The following is a 19,564-nucleotide window of genomic DNA, read 5'->3' as shown; positions in this document are numbered from 1 at the left end:
CTTCTCAGACGGCTAATATCCTATAATTTGTCATTATGGATTTTCGAAAATTGATATTAGCAATCGTAGAAGCCATGTTAGTCGAACAACTATGGGTGTTCTTCCAGTCGAAGAAAAAAGAGTAATAACAGCCCAGATGGAGGAGCTCAGGAAACAGGCACTTGAGAATCCGGAGCAGTTTTGGGACGAAAAGGCACGCGCACTCGAGTGGTTCAAGATATGGGAGAAGGTTCTCGATGACTCTCAGAAGCCGTTCTTCAGGTGGTTCGTCGGGGGGTTGATTAATGCTAGCTACAACTGCCTGGATAGGCACGTTAAGACTTGGCGGAAGAACAAGGTCGCGATAATATGGGAGGGCGAAGGAGGAGAGATACGAAAATATACTTATAGGGATCTCTTTGTGGAAGTCAACAGGGTTGCAAGCCTTTTAAGGAACTTTGGAATAAGGGAAGGTGACAGGATAGCCCTGTACTTGCCAATGATACCGGAGCTCCCGATCTTTATGCTTGCAGCTGCGAGGATCGGAGCTATACATACGGTTGTTTTTTCAGGATTTAGTAGTGACTCTCTAGCTAAGAGGATTAACGACTCCAAGGCAAGGCTTCTCGTCACTGCTGACGGCGGGTTTAGGCGTGGGAAGATAGTTCCTTTGAAGGAAATCGCCGATAAGGCCTTAGAACAGACCTTCTCTGTAGAGAACGTGATAGTCGTAAAGAGGGCCGGAAACCCAGTAAATATGGTGGAAGGCCGGGACTTCTGGCTACATACTCTACTTGAGGGTGTTAGTAAAAACACATACGTAGAGCCTGTAAAGGTTGATTCAAACCACCCCCTCTTCATATTGTATACCTCAGGTACAACAGGGTCTCCCAAAGGCATTTATCACTCCACGGGGGGCTACTTAGTCTGGGTGTACTGGACTTTCAAGTGGGCTTTTAACCTAAACGACGAAGACATTTGGTGGTGCACTGCTGATATTGGATGGATCACTGGTCACAGCTACGTCGTCTATGGTCCACTGATGCATGGTCTAACCACGCTGATGTATGAAGGTGCCCTAGACTACCCGGCTCCTGACCGAGTCTGGAGTATAATTGAGAAGCACGGAGTGACTGGGTTCTACACGTCTCCCACAGCGATAAGGATGTTCATGCGGTACGGCAAAAACTGGGTCGAGCTACATGACCTATCCTCATTAAGGATACTTGGCAGCGTGGGTGAGCCTATAAACCCAGAAGCCTGGGAATGGTACTTCAACATTGTTGGCAAGGGGAAGTGTCCAATAATAGACACGTGGTGGCAGACAGAAACGGGAGGATTCATGATCTCTCCCGCAGCAGGTATCCAGCTTTTACCATTGAAGCCTGGCTCTGCAACGATCCCGCTCCCGGGTGTCGAAGCAGACGTCTACACCGAAGATGGAGAGCCAGCTCCCCCTGGGACGCAAGGATACCTAGTTATCAAGAAGCCTTGGCCGGGGATGCTTTTAGGAGTTTGGGGGGATCCAAAGAGATATATTGAAACTTATTGGAGCAGGTTCCCTAACTGCTACTACCCTGGCGATTACGCGATGCGTGACGAGGATGGCTACTTCTGGATACTTGGTAGGGCGGACGAGGTGCTCAAAGTCGCTGCGCATAGAATTGGAACCATGGAGATCGAGAGCGCACTTGTATCCCATCCTGCTGTAGCAGAGGCTGCGGTAATTGGAAAGCCCGATCCAATAAAGGGAGAGGTTCCCGTGGCTTTCGTTGTGCTACGTGAGGGATACGTTCCAAGTCTTAAACTAGAAGAGGAGTTACTCAACCTTGTATCCGAGACAATCGGACCAATCGCGAAGCCAGCCAACATATTCTTTGTACACAAGCTTCCAAAGACTAGGAGCGGTAAGATCATGCGTAGAGTTCTTAAAGCTATCGTTAAGGGTGAGGAGAGCCTAGGCGATCTATCCACAATAGAGGATGCCTCCGCCATTGAAGAGCTGAAAAGCCTAGTGGGAGTCTAAGGATTTCTCAAGCTGAACTTGGAACGTTATTTTATATTCTAGTTCTTTCAAGCATATCTTGTAGATAATGCGGCCCGACATAATCGTCATAGCGCGGATCCTCGATGCGCTATATAATGAGGGAAGAATGAAGAAGACCCACCTGCAGATGGCGAGTAGGCTCAATTATCCTGCTTTTATGAAATATATTGAATGGCTTCAGGAGAAGAAGCTCGTCCGATTAATAGAGGATAAGGACGGTGAATATTTAGAGCTCACACAACAGGGTCGAGAGAGCTATGAGAGGGTCGTAACGTGGCTAAAAGACTATCTAGGAAAACTATGACTCTAGCTTCATTAACAGATGGATAAGCCGCTCAATGTCCCATGAAGGTGTAGGCGGTGTGATTTCTCCAAGTTGTGAAACCTCCTTGAAGTATGCATCTAATACTTCTGCTAGCTTCTCATAGAGAGCATAATACTTGTCGTATATTTCTATCTGTGATTTGTCTGGGGTTATTCTTAGTTTTTCCTTAAAGAATACTCTTGAAGCCTCATCATAGCTCGAGAGGGCGCCGCTAGCAACTGAAACAAGTATAGCGTCTCCGCCTAACGCAGCGTCTAGTAGTTCTGGTAGAACCACCTCCAAACCAGTAACGTTAGCTTTGATCCTTGCCCAGGTCGGCGACTTGGCTCCACCACCCATTAATACAAGTTCTCTTGGCTTGACGTTCACTTCTCTAAGAACTTCCAGGATTTTTCTCACCTCGTAGGCAATACCCTCCATCATAGCCCTGAAAACATGTGCCCTCGTATGGAAGACTGTCAATCCGAATATTACTCCTCTAGCATAAGGATTCCACCTTGGTGATCGAGCACCCGAGAAGAAGGGCAAAACTATTAGTCCATTGGAACCCGGGGGTATATATTCTGCCTCCATGTCTAGATACTCGTAGGCTCGGCGTCTCGTGGATGTGGCGAGAAGGTTAACTCCTTCTGCTAGTTGATCCCTGAACCAGCGCAAGATAGCTCCCGCGGTGGACATGCCTGCCTCTAGAGCCCAGCTTCCAGGAATTGGACCTACGCCAACCGAGTATCTCATCTTCGGATCCAGCATGGGAGTGCCTAGAAGAGTGGCGGTTGTCGAACCTGTACCTGTTGACTCTTCTACTTTATCAGAGGAAAGAATACCTGCACCTAGTATCTCGGCGGTTCTATCTCCTGTCCCTGCAAGCACAGGAGTTCCCTCGGCGAGACCGGTTGTCTGGGAAGACTCAGGTGTGACCTCGCCGACTATTTCCCAGCTTGGGAGAGATTCGGGTAGAAGATGTGAGTATTCCTCTAGTCCGAGCTCCGATATTAGTTCGTGATCCCACTGGCTCGTGTTTATATTGAATAGCATAGTTCTGGAAGCCACAGTGTGGTCGGTTACAGCCTTTCCAGTCAACTTGAATATGATATAATCCTTGGGCTGTAAACCTACCTTCGCCTTTTCCAAAAATTCGGGGTTATTCTCCTTAAACCATAAGAGCTTAGTCGCTGTAAACGTGGCGTCGACCACAAGTCCAGTTTTCTCATAGATTCTCTTAGGGCTTAAACGCTCTTTTATCTTTTCAGCCTGGGGCGTGCTACGTCTATCCATCCATATAGGGACTCTACCTAGGCTACGCCCATATGAGTCTATGAAGGCCATCGTCTCGCGTTGACTGCTTGCACAAATCCCTAGAATTCCCTTGGGGTTTACCTTTGTACGTGCAAGGATGTTTCTCACGATTTGTACGGTGGTATTCCACCAATCCTCCGGGTCTTGTTCAGCCCACCCTGGTCGGGGATAGTATGTAGGGTATTCGCGGCCCTCTACTGCTAAGAGTTGACCGTTTATATTGAATAGCGCCGTTTTTACCGTGGTTGTCCCAACATCTATCGCGAGAATATACTCTTTCTCCATCAAGATTATATCAAGTAATCTAGAGATAAAGGGTTCTTACTAATCGTTATTATTTGTTACCCATGTTGAGATTTAAAAATAAATCACTTTTTCCTCTCGAGAATTCTGAGGAATTCCTTCCTTATACTCACCTCTCTTCCACAATGGGAACACTTGAATACTACTTCTTCATTGGTCTCGGCTATTCTATCCTTCAGAGGCCTCCCACAGTAACAGACAAACCCTATGAGTCGTGCAGGGTTTCCTACCACCAGGCCATGAGGGGGCACGTCTTTTGTAACTACGCTTCCAGCGGCCACCATCGCGTATTCCCCGATAGTAACACCGCAGACGATCGTTGCATTGGCTCCTATCGATGCACCCTTACGGATCCTCGTCGGAACTACTTGCCAGTCAGTTGAAAAGGCGCGTGGGTACTTATCGTTGGTGAATACGGCGTATGGGCCGATGAAAACGTCATCCTCGATTACAACTCCCCTGTAAATTGAGACTCCGTTTTGTATCTTAACCCTGTCGCCTACAACGGCGCCTGAGTCTATATAGACATCCTTTCCTATGTTACAACCACTTCCGACTATTGCCCCGCTCCTTATATGCGCGAAATGCCATATCCTAGTGTTCTCTCCAATTTTCGCCCCATCCTCTACAACAGCTGTGGGATGGGCGAAGTATTTACTTTGGCTCATGAGCTTTCCTTGAAGCTATAAGATTAGGGGCTTTTTAAGCACCACGTCACATTAATCTACTTAATGTTTTCCAGCTCCTCCTGACTATCGGGGGCAACTCACGATTGTTTTCCAAGAGTCTTTTCAGAAACTCTCTCGTCTTAGGGTCCGAGGGATATCCGGAGCCGAAGTCCCCGTATACTCGCTTCAGCTCGGAAATAATTTTTTCTCTCTCGCTCTTCGCTATTATGGAGGCCGCTGAGACAACCGGGTATTTTATGTCGGCGTGGGTCTCAGCAACGACTACGATATCCTTGTTTATCCTCGTTGCAAGGATTCTGCCGAACCTCTCGGCAACCGGATCAGGAGAGTCCACATATACCCGGCTTAAACCTATTTTCTTTAACGCCTGGAGGACAAGGTCAGCTATAACTGTAGCCTCTAGGCTGTTTAGATTCTCGGAACTTATTCCCTCAACTGCCTCGTCTATCTCCCTAGGTTGGACAACCCTTATTGCGGTATACTCCAAAATCTCCTCCAGAATCTTTCTAATCCTCTCTCGACGGCTTGGAGAAAGCATCTTAGAATCTTTGACACCGATGTTTTCAAGAATGCCGATTCTCGACTCATCGAGGGCTACTAGTGCTACAACCATAGGGCCTATCACGGGGCCCCTGCCTGCCTCGTCTACGCCCGCTATCCAAGCCACACAGTTTATCTTATGAAAAAACAATTATACGTTATGTTCAGTCGTGTACTTTTCCCGGGTCGATTTCAACCTGTGCACAACGGGCATGTACAAGTGGTAAAGTGGCTTCTCTCGATTAGTAAAGAGGTCATTATTCTCGTTACCGCGGGGCAGTACAACTATACGGTTGAAAATCCATTTACGGCGGGAGAAAGGCTCGAGATGCTTCGACTTGCCCTCTGGGAGTTTTGGGACAGGCTCTTCGTCTTGTCTCTCGACAATATACCTGATAATTCACTCTGGCTTTCATACGTGTCGAGGCGTGTACCTCGCTTCGAAGCAGTATGTACTGGAAACGCCTTTGTAAAGATGCTCGCCGAGGCGAGCGGATATAAGGTTCTCGAGGCTCCCCAGTATAATAGGGAGGAGCTTCAGGGTAGGAGAATTCGGGAAGCCATGGCAAAGGGTGACAGGTGGGAAAACACGGTTCCAACTCGTGTAGCGGAATATATTAAGAGTATCAGAGGAGTCGAGCGCGTGAAAGCCCTTTCCAGCTCCGAAAATGTCGTCGTTAAGCTTTAACCCTTCTAAGACAATATTCTTGTTACCAGTTTGACCGCGCGAGCCTTTGATAGCTTGTAAAGTATCTCAAGTGTCTGATTCCACGGCACACCACTCTTCCTGCTTACCATCTCGACAAACTCTGCGAAGTCTAGTACCTTGCTTTCGCCCCCCGAGCGGAGCCATGAAATTGCCTCAAACACCTTTATTTCCTCAGGCGTCAAGCTTTTCTGCATCATGTCTTGGGCGAGTCTCTTAATTCTATCCAGCTCAGAGTAAAACTCTCTAGTCTCGAATGGTTGGGGATGCATTTTAAGTTCATTAATTTTTCTAGCAAGTTCGTCGAGAATCCCGAGTTCACGCGTAAGTATTGACCTATCCTGGAGCATGGTCACGCTCAAAGCCTTTTCTACGAGCTCGCGTGTAATATTCAGGTCTCTTTGTATAAAGTCGAGGGTTTTCTCGTATTCAGCGAGGAGTACTCTATTAGTTCTCTCGATATCTTCTAAACCTTTCTCGAGATCTATTAGAAGCGCGGGTTTAGGGTCATTTAATACAAGTTCTTGTATACGTCTGACCTTTGAAACTTGTCTATAAGCTGTGTTGACAAGACTTGGATTTATTGGTTTCAATAGCTCCGCTGTTTTCTCCACCTTCTCTATACCGCTCTCAACTTCGGGCAAAATTTTTTCAACCTTATCCAGGAACTTTAAAATCTCTCTTAGGTTCTCCTCAAGACTCCTCAGGTTTTTCTCGTACTCCTCAAGACTCCTGGGAAGTTTATCGGCCTCAGGCGGCAAGGGTGGCTCGGGGATTCTTAGTTCTCCAATCAAGCGGTCAATAAGGTTTTTCAGAAATGGGTTGGACTGACCCTTTCTAAGAAGGTCCTCATATAATTTCTCGACAAGCTCGATTTCCTCGCTTACCCTTTGGCTTGACTGCGCTAGGAAATCTAAAAGCTCCTTCTTTGGTTTTTTCTTTAAAACAACCTCCATAATTTCTCTAAATATGAGGGTCTCTGCTATAAGAAAAGAGTATTGTTGAAAAAAGTATTCTAGATTAACCCCTTCTCCTTAGCTTTCTTTATAACTTCATTTATCAATTCTTCCCGAGACTTTCCTTCGCTCTTCACACCGAGTTTCTCGGCAAGTTTCTTCAGATCCTCGTCGGACAGAGAGCTCGCTGATGAGGCGGAAGTCTTTGTAGAGGTAGATTCCTCGATAGAAGAAGTTATCTTTTGGCTTTCCTCTCTGAAGATCCTGACAGCCTCTCCGGCGGCTTTCGCCAGCTCTGGGAGCTTTCTCGGCCCAAATAGGATCAGGGCGATTATGATTAACAAGAGGATCTCGGTAGGACCTAGATTAAACTGTAGGGGAATTATTGGGGAGCCGCTTACAGGATACATTCTAGCACCTAATAAGCTGTTTCAACACATAGTAAAAAATATTTCTACAGCCTCCGTTTATTAAGCATGAGCAGGGAAGTACTAGTTATACACGGGGGCGCCGGCAGATATAGACAGTCTCTACAGGAAGAGAGAAAAGAAATTGAAAAGACCCTAAGAGGGGCTCTAGAAGACGGTTTCAAGGCATTAAAGTCCGGCAGTTCACTCGATGCTGTTGAGGAAGCCGTGAAAGCAATGGAGGCCTCTGGCATACTCAACGCCGGCAAGGGTGCAGCCTTAAACCTTCTTGGAGAACAGGAGCGGGATGCAAGCGTAATGTTCGGCAAGAATCTAAGCTTTGGCGCGGTTGCCTCCGTAAAGTACACCTGGAATGCAGTGACTCTTGCACGAAGAGTTATGGAGAAGACGGACCATGTTTTCCTTGTCGGGTCAGGAGCCGATAAGCTTGCTGAAATTCTAGGCCTGGATCCTGCCGGCAAGCCAAGTAACAGGCTACAGGAAAGGTATGTCGAGCTCATAAAAATGGTGGGTGAGAAGGATTATGAACTCTGGAGAAAAAACTTTGAGGTTGCAAAGCACTTCTTCTCAGACACAGTCGGTGCAGTGGCCATAGACAAGGAAGGAAACCTTTCGGCTGCGACCAGCACAGGAGGCTTATGGTTGAAGCTCCCCGGGCGTGTGGGAGATACTCCTCTGCCGGGGGCGGGTGTGTATGCTGAGAATGGTGTTGTAGCTGTGTCAGCAACGGGTATAGGTGAGCTTATTGCACGGTATCTTGCCTCGGTGAAAGTCGCTTTCAAGGTCAAGAGTGGTTTGATCGTGGAAAAGGCCGTTGAAGAAGTTGTAGGAGAGATAACTAAGCTTTTCGGCCAGGAAAACAGCATTGGTCTTATCGCGTTAGACTCTCATGGAAGAATCGGCCTAGCAACTAATTGCGAGGTCTTCATAAGGGGATTTATAAGCACCGAGAAAGGTCCTATGATAGCTCTACTTGCTAATGAAGAATTGGCGGGAGCATATAAATCGTAACCTGAATGTGAGACAATAAGGCCCTAGAGTAGTTCATTAAGTGTTTTCAAGGCGCGACGTGACCTAACATATAATACAAGTGACCCTAGTAGTACTATTAAGGATAAAAGGGAAATAAGGGGTTTATCTAAAAAGAGATTTAAGAGCAGAGAAACAAGCGAGGCAACTAAACTCGAGAGTGAGGCACTCCTGGCAAGGGATAGTTTTCTCACAAGAGACCCCAACCTTCCCTCTCTATTTCTTAAGTAGTTTACCAAGGTTAACATAGATAATGTTATCAGGGAGATCGGAAGCAGTATAAGAGTTAACGAGACAACGTAAGGTATGCCACTTAAGGGAGTCGATGCTTCCTTGGTTGTTGTGTTTTCTTCAGGATGCTTCTCAGTCGCAGCAATCTTAAGAGGCCCTGTACTGGTAGGAGTCGTCTGTGTCCCTATCTTTGAACTCGATTCGAAGCTGTATAAAGCATAAATGGAGTACAGAAGCAGAATAAGGGCTCCCGTAAGCAGCACTAGCGATTTCATCATTACACTCCTCTTTACCCCCTTTTATTCATATAAATTAAACGTAGCCACAGTACATACGCTAAAAAAGTAGACCCATCGCGTATACCACTATGGGAAGAGCGACTGCTGTTGAAAGCAAAGTCGAGGTAAAAATTATTCTAGCAACTTTAGACGCATCTAGTCCAAGTTCCCGCGATATAGGTACGCAGGAAACAGCGCCAGGCATAACGCTCTCGATTATAGCTACGTTTCTGTCGACCCCCCTCATAGCCACGTTATTTGTGAAAACAAGGGTGAGAGGTATTACTATTGCAAGGCGGTAAAAGTATGCTTTGAACCCGTCTAAGTCCAAGCGAGGGTTCATGCTGAACTCGAGCCCTAGTTCAAGAAGCGCTATTGATGCGGCTGAATCTGAGAAGGGTTTTAAAACCATTATCAAGGAGTCTGGTATTTTTAGTCCGGACAAGCCTATAAGCGAGCCTAGGAGAATAGCCGTAACTGGAGGAAAAGTTACAACTCGAGTTATCATATTTTTCAGATCAACTATTCTGTGTTTGGACAGGGTTGGTGCTAGTATATTAGAAGTGGCATTGTTGCCCAGAATATAGAAGCCAACGCTTGCAACGCCTTCTTCACCATAGAGAGACTGCGCTATGCCTACAGGAAGGTATCCAGCGTTCGCATACATTGCGGTAAGCGTAATCTCTGGATTCTCCCTCATCAACCTTGTAAAAATAAACGTGAGTAGGGAACCGAGGCTGCTCAGCAAAGAGAGGATAAGAACTTGGGGGTCAGGGTTCCTTGAAAACCTTGTATAGGCTGCCACGAAGAGCAAAGATGATAGAAATATGTACACGACGATTTTTGCTAAGAAGGCAAGCTCCTCATTAGTTGGCTTAAGTAGTAGGCCGATCAGGACCCCAAAAATAATTGGCGTGTAAATGTTGAACAGTTCTTGAAACATAATTCCAGCTAGTAAGCAACCTTTAATAACTCTTCCATCAATTTCAATAACGATCTAAAATGTTCGCAGTTCTCTCTAAAAAAGGGAGATACATTCATGCTGTCCCCTTCCCCTGGAAGGTTAGCATCGTCGCATTTATGGCCCATCCGCTCCTAATGAAAAATGATTTGCAGTCCTCTCTCGAGGCTATACGTGTTCTCACGAATGACCCGTTCTTCGACATGATCGAGGTGAACCTTTTAAGCGACGATGTATGGCGCCAGCTCGAACCTGTGATCAAGAACTCGGGTGTCGACCTAGCAATTGGCTTACAACCCATGACCACAGCACAGGGTTACAACCCTGCCTCGATAGTTGAGCAAAAAAGGAAAGAGGCTGTTGAAGCCCTGTCTCAGGCAATCAGGAAGGCGGCTGAAAGGGGTGTAAGGAAGGTGGGTTTCTCTAGCGGAGCGGATCCTGGGCCAGATAACAGGGAAGCCGCTAAAGATTCATTAGTCAAGAGCCTTAAAGAGCTCGCAGCTTTCAGCTCGAAACTAGGGGTTAGCTTGATCTTAGAGACCTTCGACCGAGACTGGGACAAAAGACAACTCATTGGTCCGATTCGTGAGGCTGTGAGTGTTGTCGAGGAGGTTAGGCAGGAGTACAATAATATTGGATTGCTCTGGGATCTCAGCCACGCTCCAATGTTGGGAGAGAGCCCTGAAGACCTAAAGATCGCAAGAAACTATCTATCTCACATTCATATAGGCTGTACCAAGAAACTACCCGACGGAAAGCTAATGGATTGGCACCCAGGCTTCTACAGGCCCGGAGCTATAAACGGGGTCGAGGAGGTTTCTCATCTTCTCAAGGTTTTAGACGAGATAAACTATGTGGGCGCTATTGGCTTCGAGGTGAAACCTGAAGAGGGTCAGCACTGGAGGGAAGTTGTAGAGGCTGCGAAAGGCGTTCTATATACGGCATTCGCGAAACTAGTTTTTTAAGGGGTGATTGAGACGGGAAAGCTTAAAATAATATTCCCTGAGAGCATAGGGGTCGTAGAGGTAGAGCTTACTGGGAAGAATCCCAAGACTGCTGAGGCCATTATAAAGGCAACCCCCTTTGAGAGTAGAGTTCATCTTTGGGGGGATGAAATCTACTTCTCAACCCCTGTTAGCATTGGTCAGGAAGTAGGCTCCGATGTTGTTGAGAAGGGTGACGTAGCTTACTGGCCACCCGGGGACGCTCTATGCTTATTCTTTGGCCCAACACCAGCAAGCAGGGGAGGTGAGATTAGGCCAGCTAGCCCCGTAAATGTTTTTGGGAAGATCGTCGGAGACCTCACCCTCCTTAAAAAGGTAAAGAGTGGGGAGAAAGTGCGAGTAGAGTGGGAACCTTGAGCCCGGGGAAAAAGATAAGGATTAAGAGGCTCTTCAAGGACGGCAGGGCTCTCATTGTTGCCCTTGACCACGGGCGACGGCATGGACCGATACCGGGGATCGAGGACATGGCTTCTACGCTGGAAAAGGTCTTAGAGGGGCGGCCAGATGCTGTGATGCTTACTCCTGCCATGATCCAAAGATACCATGAGCTTTTGTCCAACGTTTTTGTAGTAGCCAGGATAGATGGAACCGGGACGACGCGAAGCCAAGACGAAACCGATGATAGGCTTATCTCCTCTGTAGTACGCGCCGTTTATTCGGGAGCGGACGCTGTCAGCGTCATGATATATCCGGGAAGTAGAAACGAGTCTATGCTCTGGGAGAAACTAGCCAGAGTGGTCGAAGAAGCAGAACCCCTAGGCATACCGGTAATGGCAGAGGTGGTTCCCAAACCTCCTGTCTTTACCAGTGTAGATGCAGAGGTCGTGGCGTACGGGGCTAGAATAGCAGCAGAGCTCGGCGCTGATATAGTGAAGACCGTTTACGCTAGTGACTTTTCCATCGTTACGAAAAAAACACCGGTGCCTGTGGTTGTTCTCGGCGCATCAAAGGCTCCACTGAGTGAAGTTCTTTCCAAGGTCGAGGAAGCCGTGAAATCAGGTGCTGCCGGTGCGGCGATCGGGCGTAATATATTTCAACATGAGAGCCCTGACAGGGTTGTCAAAGCCTTAATGGAGATTATTCATGGTGGGGCCTCTCACTTGGAAGTTTTGAAGAAGTATTCTCTCTCGTAGAGGCTGCAATTTCACAAATTTTCTTCTCTTCTTGTTTATAATGTTCTCAACCTATTTTACTCGAAAGCAACTCGAAGTTTTAGCTGTTGCAACGATAGACGAGATTTTTTCATTCAGCCAAGTATAAGATTAAATTTATATATAAGTTTGACATTACATTATTTGATGCAATGGCACATGAATATAAAATCGAAGAACTCGCAGAGGTGTTACAAGTGCTTGCAAACCCTATACGTTTAAAGATGCTTTCCCTAATAGCTGTAAAGCCAAGGCATGCATATGAGCTCTCGAAACTTCTAGGGCTCTCATACCCGCTTACACACCTTCATGTTTCCCTACTGGAAAGAACAGGCTTTATAAAGGGAGAAATAGTCCCAGGTCCTCGCCCCAAGAAGGTCTACTCTCTTACAGAGTTCAAAATAGTGGTTTCACCTGATCTTTTAAAGAGGATGGGTGAGAAACTTGAAGCTGAGTAACATAGTAGTTTTTGTACTGATGCTGGGGCTTGTAGCCCTTCTAGTCTTCTATATTCCTCTCGAAGTTATAAAAGGTGTATCCGCACGAACCCTTGACCCGCTTTTTGGTGGTGTTGTGGCGGCTCTAAGTATCCTGTCTGGTGCGGCGCTAGGCTTCTTCAGTCTAGTTTTCACACTTGCAATACCATTAGAGGAAGTGGGCGACCGAGGCATTGAGCTCAAAATGAGAGAAACAGAGAAGAAGATCCTAGCTTATCGTGCACGCCAGCGCGCAATGCTTGAAGAACTTGACGCGATCAAGAAGGAGCTCGAGGAGATACGTGATATCTTGAAGGAGGGGATGGGGGTTTGAGTGAAAAAGAGCTGAAGTATGTGGAACTCAGCGATGAAGAGGTTGAGGAGCTTGTGCTTAAGAGGCTTAAGGAGATAAGGGAGCTTCTTGAAGAGATAAAGAGAATATTCGAGAAGGCAGGTGTTTAGTTATGAGCGAGTTATTCGACTCGTACGAGTCAGCCTTGAGTGGGAAAAAAAGAAGAGGAAGTCTCAGCATCTCGGGGGCTGGAAAGGCTAACGGCGGATACTATCAGGAGATTAAGATAAGCGGGGCGGGGAAGGTTGAAGGCGACGTAGAATCCGAGAGGGTGAGTGTGGCTGGCTCCGCGGTCTTCAGTGGGAATGTAGTTGCAGTCGAGGCGAAGCTGGCGGGAGCAGTTAAAGTGCTAGGCTCTCTTAAGGCTAAAAGGGTTAGCTCTGCCGGCGCTTTAAAGGTTATGGGGTGTCTAGAGGCGGAGGAGGCACTATTAACCGGTGGGATTTCTATCGGCTGTCTAACGTTCACCTTCGCTAGAATTGAGGGGGGTATCCGTATCTTGGGTAAGACGGAGGGGGAACATTTAGTGCTGAATCTGTCTGACGAGTCAAAGGTTGGGGAGGTCTCAGTTAAGAAGCTTGAGGTCAAGACGGCTGAAAAGTATGGTGTGGTGAAGCTTCTCAAGTTGCTTTCAGGAGGAGATGTGCCTGTCCTTGAGGCTTCAAAGATAGATGCTGAGGAGGTCACTATCTACAATGTGACTGTGAAGGCGCCTGTGCGAGCCAGGCGTATCATCCTGAGGGGTAAGGCACGAATAGAAGGCGAGGTTCAAGGAGAGGTAATACAGGAAAAATAAATCATTTATCTTCTTTCTTCCCAGCGAAGTACTCCTGAAGGGGCCCAAGTAGTTTGAAGAGCTCCATGGGAAGCACTATCTTTGTTGATGGGGAAGATGCTATCGCCTCGAGCGCTCCAAAGTACTGTAGGAGGACGGTCTTCGAGTCCAGTTTTCTTGCTTCCTCATCAACGTAGCGCAGGGCTAGGGCCTGACCCTCCGCCTTTAGTATAGCTGCCTGTTTTTCGCCCTCCGCTTTGAGGATGAGCGCCTCCTTTTCTCCCTGAGCCACACGTATGGCTGCTTCACGTTTTCCTTCGGCCTCGGTCACCATGGCTCTCCTGTTCCTCTCGGCGGACATCTGTTTAATCATAGCCTCTTGGACCTCCCGTGGAGGTATTATTTCACGTATTTCTACGGCTGTCACCTTGACACCCCACCTTGCTGTCACTTCATCGAGCTTCTCACGGAGCACCTCGTTTATGTACTCCCGCTTTGCCAGAACTTGGTCCAGGTCAATATCGCCTACGACCGCACGTAAAGTTGTAGTAGCTATACCTATAGCCGCCCCCCTAAAATCGGATACTTCTACCACGCTTTTCGTCGGGTCTATGACCCTGAAGTATATGAGGAAGTCGATGTCTACGGGAGCATTATCCTTCGTGATGCAAGTCTGCTTCGTGACTTCTATATATTGTTCTCGAAGATCGACAACTATACCTCTATCGATGAAAGGAATTAGCAGCACGAGCCCTGGACCCGCGACCTTTACTACTCTTCCAAGCCTTAAGACAACTATTCTTTGATACTCTGGAACTATACGAATACTCGAGGCTATTATGCTGGCAAAGACTATCAAGACTACAAAGGCTAAGAAAACAGAGAGGGGATCCATATCAAAACATACACGGGGGTACTGCCTTATTTGCTTTCCGCAGGCCTCACCTTTAAAATGAGGCCCCTCACAGCTTCTACAATTATTCTCTGTCCTTCTCGTATTTCATCGTCGCTTTCTGCTGTCCAATCCTCTCCCTCTACATATACTACTCCTCTCTTTCCGGGCGTTATTCCTGTTTTCGCGTAACCCGTTTTGCCTATGAGTTTCTCCTCAAGGCTTAGCGTCTTCATCCTGAGGGTTTGAGAAGCCTTGTAGATTATGAGGGCTATAAAGACTCCAATTAATCCCAACAGGACTAGTGCAGTTACAGTGAATGATGAGAGAACATGGTAGGGCTGAGTATAGTATTCAACAGCAATCCCAATACCGACTAAAAGTCCACCGCTAAGCCCAAAGACCTGTATACCCGGCTTGAAGAGCTCAAGGAGGATAAGCACTACGCCGAGTGAAACGAGTAAAAATGCATAAAGGTTGATCCCGATTAGGTTGAACGTGTAAAGTGCTGTTAAAACAAGGGCGCCCCCTATCACACCCCATCCCTGAAACCCCGTAACATGGAACTCCAGTGCTAGTAGAAGTACTCCTAGGACAGCCAAGAGGAGCGCAATACCAGGATCTATTAAAAGAGAGAGCGCCTCGCTGACCAGATCGTCTCTGAAGTATGAGATAGGCAATCCCTCAAGACCCTCCGCCCTTAATACCTCGCCGAGGCTCCCTGCCCTCGCGTCTGCCAGGCCTAAATCTAACGCCTCCCTCGCGGTAAACGCTTTATTTTCCACGACGAGTTCACGGGCAAGTAGATCAGGCTTTTGGACCTTTTTCTCTTCAAGAAGCCCAGTGAACCTCGAAATCATATAGGCCTCTGTCTTGTCATTCGACGGTGTTGGCTTACATGCTCCAATAACCGCGCCGTCACCAACATAGAGTTTTGAGGCTGCTAGCGCTACGCCGGTGGCTGCTGAGACGGCTTTAGAGCCTGGAGGCAGGAAAGCTATGGTTCTGCACTGGCAGGTCTTGAGGAGAGAGATTATCTCGTCCATGGATTTGACGTAGCCTCCATAACTATCAATTACCAGGATGAGAACCCCCCCGTTGACAATGGATAAGCCCTTCTTTACAAGGTAAACTTTCCCCTCATCAATACCGCCATGGATCTCTACTACAGCTACACTTTCTGGTTGTGCTTTACTGAGAGCAGCCAGAAGGAGACCGAGTATAATCACAAAAATTATGAACGAAGTTCTACGCATCTCGTGTTTTAAACAGCTCTTCCCTTATAAAGATTATAGTTTGCCTAGCAGATAAAGAGTTATAAAGCTTTAGAATCGTTTTCCCCCTCCTAAAGGAGGATAGGACTAATCAATGCCTTAAAGCAATACTTGGAGCTTTAAAACGCGAGTATATATACCAAGCAAAGTTTTCCTATTTTCCGTGAGTGAGATTAACGGCGTCATCTTCAACTTTGCATTCGGGCTCGCGTTAGGCTTACCTCTAGGCCTAGCAGCTTACAAGCTAAAATATCTCGACGCCAAAGCTGCGGCTTTAAGCATTATGTTCTCAGGCCTTTATTTCATGGGGGGTATCGGGCTTTACCTTGCGTCCCTCACATTTTTCTTCTCATCTTCACTTATAACAAAACTCGGCTATGCAAATAAGAGGCAAAAGGATGCTGCTGAGCGCGAGGGAGGGCGTTCTTCTAGCCAGGTGATAGGCGCCGGGCTTGTCGCCGCACTATTCACGGCTCTCCATGGACTCTTCATAGATTACCGTCAGAAACTACTGCCTACTGCTCTAGCCGTTCTTGCGGCATCAAACGCTGATACCTGGGCAGCTGAGCTAGGAGCCATTTATCCGGGTAGACCCCGGCTTATTACTCGTCCCTGGGTTAAGGTAGAGCCAGGCACCTCAGGCGGGATAACACCATTGGGCACAATGGGAAGTATTCTTGGAGCCGCGATTATAGGTGTAGTTGCGCTTCTAGAAAGCAATCTAGGCTTACTTAATATCAATCACGCATGTGTTCCTCTTATAATCGCGTTGGGCTGGCTGGGCGAAGTTCTTGACAGTGTTGTTGGAGCCACTTTGCAGAAAAAATACTATTGTCCGCGTTGCAAGACGCTTACCGACAAAACAACGCATAGCTGTGGCGAGAAAACACTGCCGGCCGGCGGGTTCTCGTTTATAACAAACGAGGTGACAAACCTTATTGCTACTGGACTCGTGGGCTTACTTGGCTTTCTTATCCTTTGCTAAAGAAGGTAAAGGTGTAGGAGTAGTACAACACAATATATATGAGGAAAGCTATTGCCAGCAGCGTTACATATGGTAATAGTACCACGGCCCAGAACTTCTCCGTCGTGGGGGTTTCCATTGACTGGTCCATTTTCGTGATAAATGAAGGGTCTAGAGGGTTGGCAGGGGTATACATGTATCTCTTCTCCTCGTATTCTCGGGAAGTTATCATTCTCATAGTCATATAAGCGATTATCTTGAGGTAAAGCGGCGTACGCTCAGGGAAGGTAGCCCTATTTCTCCAGTTATAGTATACGTTATAGGCTATATAACCCATAGATAGTATCCCTGCAAGAATTACAATTGTTGCGGGCGGGACAAGTGTCAGAATATTTCTGAGGCTTGGCGGCTCAGCGAAGGATATAAAGATAAGGGCGATAATGTCAGCCTCCCCTACTAGCTTAAACTTCAACGCTAAAATAGCCACTAGGAGAATAGTTATAATAGACACCGCATATAGTACCAGTTGTATTGTTTCCGAGAGGAACTCAAGGAGTAACAAGGGGGCTATAATAAGCGAACCGATAATCCATACTTTATCATCGACTTCCCTGCTTTGGTAGTCTGTAAAACCGGCTAACATCAATGTTGAAAAAGCAATCAGCCGTCGGATTAAAGGCAGTAAAGCAAAAATGTTGAACAATGATATCCCTGTTCTCAGAAGCCGAAAAGGCTTGAGAGACCCTCTTCAACAGTCTCCTCGGGCGCCTCCTCCTTTTTCTCTTCCTCTTTCTTAGCTTCCTCCGTCTTAGCCTGAACAGGGGCTGTTGTAGCGGGGGCCGTTGCAGGAGCCGCGGCAACAGGTACGGCCGCGGTCTTTATGGCTTCTTCGATGTTTATTTCCTTGAGAGAGGCTACCAAAGCTTTCAATCGTATCTCGTCGACCTGGATACCTGCCGCTTCAAGGATTTTCTTCACGCTTTCCTCTGTTATCTCTTTTCCAGCATGGTAGAGGATTAAGCTTGCATATACATACTCCATTCTTTCCACCGCGATTCTGCTTTTTACGCGTCAGTACTTAAAGCTTTTGCTTGATGTCTCTATGAATAATTATATAGGCGTCCCTGGGTTTCAAGAAGCAAACTTTGGTTTGGCAATAGGCAACACTAGTTTTCATTTCTATTGATAATTCTTGTGATTTCCCGTGCGAAAACGCTAATGGGGTCTTGTAAAGTTTTCTTAGCTCTCTGGATATATCGTTCGCGTTCTCCTGGTCCTGTCTCGAGAAGTAATAATTTTTCAATAAAGCTTTGAGGCAGAGGGGCCTTATAAAGTGGGAATCCTCTCTTTCTTATAAACTTGTGAACTTTTAGCTCGCCGGGATACGTCGAGATTGAAGGGGTTCCGAGGAGCGCGGACTCTGTGGCCATTGTGCCACCACCTGTAATGACAAGCCTTGCGTGGTACTCCAGGCTCACGAAATCTGTAGCCCCTTCAAGAATCTTTACCCTATTATTCCACCTAGAAAGCAGTCTTCTATATAGCAAGGCTTGATCCGGATAGCGTGGATACACGATAACTGTGAGATCTGTCCTCCTCAGAATCATTCTAGCTATAGAGAGAGGCATCCTAGTCGCGAAGGCAGGGGAAGGGTAGTAATATGATTTCTCCTCTCCTGGTCGTACTAACGCGTAACTGAAGGGCTCCAATCCGAGCTCCCTTGGGACCTTTGGGTCAGGTTTTTCACGTAGAATCCATGCTAGCTCGAAAACTCCTTCAAATCCCACTACTTCCACAAGCCTATTGTATTTTTCAAAATCTTCCAATAGGAAATAAGGCGTCACAAATATCCTAGAGAGAGGAATCGTTAGCCTTGACACTGCATCTGAGTGCGGCGAGTCACTACTAGTTATAACTGGTATGCCGAGACCAAAGGCCACACGTACTGAGTCAGGTGAGACAAAGGTAAGGTGAACGTCCGGTTTTTCAGAAGACACTATATCAATAAGTTTCTCTTGCCGCTTTATACTTTCTCGAGTTTTGGCTATAGACGATGCTCCGGGATAGCGGCCTACAAGAAAGTGTCTTGACCATCTCTTGCTAGCCAGGTTGGCGTTAAGATCATAATCGCGAGTCGTTAAAAACACATTTTGCCTGCCGAATATGTCTTGAATATAAGAAAATAGGAGAATCTGTTTAGGGGTAAGCGCTTCTACCCATATCTTCACGCGTTTACCCTCTCCTCACCACTCAACACTTGTAGCGGGCCTCTCCTCAGGCTCCTCGTATGCCTCCTCAGGACCAACTTCTTCTAATTTTTTCGTGATGTAATACATTATCGCCGTTAGCGCCAGGAAGGTAACTGTTATTGCGAGACCGATGATTATCATTGTGTTTTTTGACGGTTCGGGTGCTAACCATGGGTATCCTCCGAGAACATAACTACCTATAATTATTGGGACTGGAAACCAGTAGAGAGTAATTCCTATCAGGGACATCAGCAGGACGACGACAAACTTCCCATTCATAGCCAACAAAACGCTAGAAGGCAGTGTGGTAAATAACGGTTTTGTTAAAAGATTACCCTGCGCCACAAATGCTTATATACTATGTCGACACTTATCCGGGTGGATGATGACGCCGTCCCAGTTGTGTGGAGAAGGGGATGACAGCCTCGCGACGATCTGATTAAATCTTTGCTCATGAATACTGCCACCCGCTCTGCGCCATTGGGGCGGGCTCCCGGTTACTCTTCTAGGGGGTTATTCTCTGGCTCCTGGTGACGTATTCTGCCTTTCTTCTCGGCAAGTGATACGACTCCGCTGTGTGGGATATAGGTCCCGATTCTCGTTGGTGTGGGCGGGCTGTATCCTGTCTTGTGAGTGATGTTCAAGCATGCGTTGATGTC

The 19,564-nt window shown here is 47.0% G+C and carries 25 protein-coding genes; 12 read left to right on the top strand and 13 right to left on the bottom strand.

What is annotated here, in order from left to right:
* The first annotated feature begins 91 nt into the window (after window positions 1–91).
* Window positions 92–2,005, top strand: coding sequence for an acetate--CoA ligase (gene acs / locus ACP5KC_RS05425; protein ID WP_424738551.1), 1,914 nt, complete (start codon window positions 92–94; stop codon window positions 2,003–2,005).
* Between the two features lie 67 nt (window positions 2,006–2,072).
* Window positions 2,073–2,330 carry a winged helix-turn-helix domain-containing protein gene (locus tag ACP5KC_RS05420; protein WP_273432967.1) on the top strand — a complete coding sequence of 86 codons (258 nt, stop codon included), beginning with the start codon at window positions 2,073–2,075 and terminating at the stop codon, window positions 2,328–2,330.
* On the opposite strand, the gene ACP5KC_RS05415 is transcribed toward ACP5KC_RS05420, so the two are convergent.
* From ACP5KC_RS05415 to rnhB, 3 genes are all read right to left on the bottom strand, one after another.
* The gene (locus tag ACP5KC_RS05415; protein WP_052884306.1) at window positions 2,325–3,932 is read right to left on the bottom strand and encodes a xylulokinase; all 1,608 of its coding nucleotides are present in this window, start codon (window positions 3,930–3,932) and stop codon (window positions 2,325–2,327) included. The two genes, ACP5KC_RS05420 and ACP5KC_RS05415, sit on opposite strands and share 6 nt — an antisense overlap.
* Before the next feature lie 83 nt (window positions 3,933–4,015).
* A complete protein-coding gene (locus ACP5KC_RS05410) occupies window positions 4,016–4,618 on the bottom strand; it encodes an acyltransferase (RefSeq protein WP_052884305.1) in 603 nt (200 codons plus the stop codon).
* A gap of 46 nt (window positions 4,619–4,664) precedes the next feature.
* Window positions 4,665–5,306, bottom strand: coding sequence for a ribonuclease HII (gene rnhB, locus ACP5KC_RS05405; protein WP_428286936.1), 642 nt, complete (start codon window positions 5,304–5,306; stop codon window positions 4,665–4,667).
* A gap of 33 nt (window positions 5,307–5,339) precedes the next feature.
* On the opposite strand from rnhB, the gene ACP5KC_RS05400 reads away from it, so the two are divergent.
* The gene (locus tag ACP5KC_RS05400; RefSeq protein ID WP_052884304.1) at window positions 5,340–5,867 is read left to right on the top strand and encodes a nicotinamide-nucleotide adenylyltransferase; all 528 of its coding nucleotides are present in this window, start codon (window positions 5,340–5,342) and stop codon (window positions 5,865–5,867) included.
* A gap of 5 nt (window positions 5,868–5,872) precedes the next feature.
* Here ACP5KC_RS05400 and ACP5KC_RS05395 read toward each other — a convergent pair whose 3' ends face one another.
* Entirely contained in the window at window positions 5,873–6,841 is a 969-nt protein-coding gene (locus tag ACP5KC_RS05395; protein WP_052884303.1) for a hypothetical protein, read from the bottom strand.
* Window positions 6,842–6,900: 59 nt separating this feature from the next.
* Window positions 6,901–7,251, bottom strand: coding sequence for a twin-arginine translocase TatA/TatE family subunit (locus ACP5KC_RS05390; RefSeq protein WP_052884302.1), 351 nt, complete (start codon window positions 7,249–7,251; stop codon window positions 6,901–6,903).
* A 66-nt stretch (window positions 7,252–7,317) separates the two neighbouring features.
* On the opposite strand from ACP5KC_RS05390, the gene ACP5KC_RS05385 reads away from it, so the two are divergent.
* Window positions 7,318–8,280, top strand: a complete 963-nt coding sequence (locus ACP5KC_RS05385) for an isoaspartyl peptidase/L-asparaginase family protein (RefSeq protein WP_428286935.1) — start codon at window positions 7,318–7,320, stop codon at window positions 8,278–8,280.
* 23 nt (window positions 8,281–8,303) lie between these two features.
* On the opposite strand, the gene ACP5KC_RS05380 is transcribed toward ACP5KC_RS05385, so the two are convergent.
* Window positions 8,304–8,804: a hypothetical protein gene (locus ACP5KC_RS05380; RefSeq protein WP_052884300.1), complete on the bottom strand. Its 501-nt coding sequence runs from the start codon at window positions 8,802–8,804 to the stop codon at window positions 8,304–8,306.
* A 61-nt stretch (window positions 8,805–8,865) separates the two neighbouring features.
* Window positions 8,866–9,750: an AEC family transporter gene (locus ACP5KC_RS05375; protein WP_052884299.1), complete on the bottom strand. Its 885-nt coding sequence runs from the start codon at window positions 9,748–9,750 to the stop codon at window positions 8,866–8,868.
* Between the two features lie 59 nt (window positions 9,751–9,809).
* Here ACP5KC_RS05375 and ACP5KC_RS05370 point away from each other — a divergent pair, with 59 nt between their 5' ends.
* The 7 genes from ACP5KC_RS05370 (at window position 9,810) to ACP5KC_RS05340 (ending at window position 13,547) form a co-directional block, all read left to right on the top strand.
* Window positions 9,810–10,733 (top strand): sugar phosphate isomerase/epimerase family protein, encoded by a 924-nt coding sequence (locus ACP5KC_RS05370; RefSeq protein ID WP_273432960.1) that lies wholly within the window; start codon window positions 9,810–9,812, stop codon window positions 10,731–10,733.
* 3 nt (window positions 10,734–10,736) lie between these two features.
* Window positions 10,737–11,129 (top strand): cyclophilin-like fold protein, encoded by a 393-nt coding sequence (locus ACP5KC_RS05365; RefSeq protein WP_273432959.1) that lies wholly within the window; start codon window positions 10,737–10,739, stop codon window positions 11,127–11,129.
* Window positions 11,117–11,905, top strand: coding sequence for a class I fructose-bisphosphate aldolase (locus ACP5KC_RS05360; protein ID WP_428286934.1), 789 nt, complete (start codon window positions 11,117–11,119; stop codon window positions 11,903–11,905). Before ACP5KC_RS05365 ends, ACP5KC_RS05360 begins: the two co-directional genes overlap by 13 nt.
* Window positions 11,906–12,075: 170 nt before the next feature.
* Window positions 12,076–12,381, top strand: a complete 306-nt coding sequence (locus tag ACP5KC_RS05355) for an ArsR/SmtB family transcription factor (RefSeq protein ID WP_191118441.1) — start codon at window positions 12,076–12,078, stop codon at window positions 12,379–12,381.
* Window positions 12,368–12,733 carry a hypothetical protein gene (locus ACP5KC_RS05350; protein ID WP_424740816.1) on the top strand — a complete coding sequence of 122 codons (366 nt, stop codon included), beginning with the start codon at window positions 12,368–12,370 and terminating at the stop codon, window positions 12,731–12,733. The genes ACP5KC_RS05355 and ACP5KC_RS05350 overlap by 14 nt, the downstream gene beginning before the upstream one ends.
* Complete coding sequence (locus ACP5KC_RS05345) at window positions 12,730–12,861, top strand: hypothetical protein (protein WP_257719659.1); 132 nt, start codon at window positions 12,730–12,732, stop codon at window positions 12,859–12,861. The genes ACP5KC_RS05350 and ACP5KC_RS05345 overlap by 4 nt, the downstream gene beginning before the upstream one ends.
* A gap of 2 nt (window positions 12,862–12,863) precedes the next feature.
* A complete protein-coding gene (locus ACP5KC_RS05340) occupies window positions 12,864–13,547 on the top strand; it encodes a hypothetical protein (RefSeq protein WP_424740820.1) in 684 nt (227 codons plus the stop codon).
* A 1-nt stretch (window position 13,548) separates the two neighbouring features.
* Here the strand turns inward: ACP5KC_RS05340 and ACP5KC_RS05335 are convergent, their stop codons facing one another.
* Both ACP5KC_RS05335 and ACP5KC_RS05330 read right to left on the bottom strand, forming a co-directional pair.
* Window positions 13,549–14,421, bottom strand: a complete 873-nt coding sequence (locus ACP5KC_RS05335; RefSeq protein ID WP_273432956.1) for an SPFH domain-containing protein — start codon at window positions 14,419–14,421, stop codon at window positions 13,549–13,551.
* Window positions 14,422–14,447: 26 nt separating this feature from the next.
* Entirely contained in the window at window positions 14,448–15,674 is a 1,227-nt protein-coding gene (locus tag ACP5KC_RS05330) for an NfeD family protein (protein WP_428286933.1), read from the bottom strand.
* A 181-nt stretch (window positions 15,675–15,855) separates the two neighbouring features.
* Between ACP5KC_RS05330 and ACP5KC_RS05325 the strand changes: the two genes are divergently transcribed.
* Complete coding sequence (locus ACP5KC_RS05325) at window positions 15,856–16,677, top strand: DUF92 domain-containing protein (RefSeq protein ID WP_273432953.1); 822 nt, start codon at window positions 15,856–15,858, stop codon at window positions 16,675–16,677.
* Here ACP5KC_RS05325 and ACP5KC_RS05320 read toward each other — a convergent pair.
* The 4 genes from ACP5KC_RS05320 to ACP5KC_RS05305 form a co-directional block, all read right to left on the bottom strand.
* On the bottom strand, window positions 16,664–17,299 hold the full coding sequence (locus ACP5KC_RS05320; RefSeq protein WP_428286932.1) for a hypothetical protein: 636 nt from the start codon (window positions 17,297–17,299) through the stop codon (window positions 16,664–16,666). The genes ACP5KC_RS05325 and ACP5KC_RS05320 overlap by 14 nt on opposite strands.
* Window positions 17,300–17,373: 74 nt before the next feature.
* Window positions 17,374–17,697, bottom strand: a complete 324-nt coding sequence (gene rpl12p, locus ACP5KC_RS05315) for a 50S ribosomal protein P1 (protein WP_052884914.1) — start codon at window positions 17,695–17,697, stop codon at window positions 17,374–17,376.
* 125 nt (window positions 17,698–17,822) lie between these two features.
* On the bottom strand, window positions 17,823–18,884 hold the full coding sequence (locus ACP5KC_RS05310) for a DUF354 domain-containing protein (RefSeq protein WP_273432951.1): 1,062 nt from the start codon (window positions 18,882–18,884) through the stop codon (window positions 17,823–17,825).
* Window positions 18,885–18,899: 15 nt separating this feature from the next.
* On the bottom strand, window positions 18,900–19,184 hold the full coding sequence (locus tag ACP5KC_RS05305) for a hypothetical protein (protein WP_273432950.1): 285 nt from the start codon (window positions 19,182–19,184) through the stop codon (window positions 18,900–18,902).
* Between the last annotated feature and the right edge of the window lie 380 nt (window positions 19,185–19,564).

This window comes from Infirmifilum sp., assembly GCF_049970975.1.
GTDB classification, from domain to species: Archaea; Thermoproteota; Thermoprotei; order Thermofilales; family Thermofilaceae; genus Thermofilum; species Thermofilum uzonense.
Note: the sequence above shows the minus strand (reverse complement) of the source record. Positions and strands in the feature narration are given on the sequence as shown.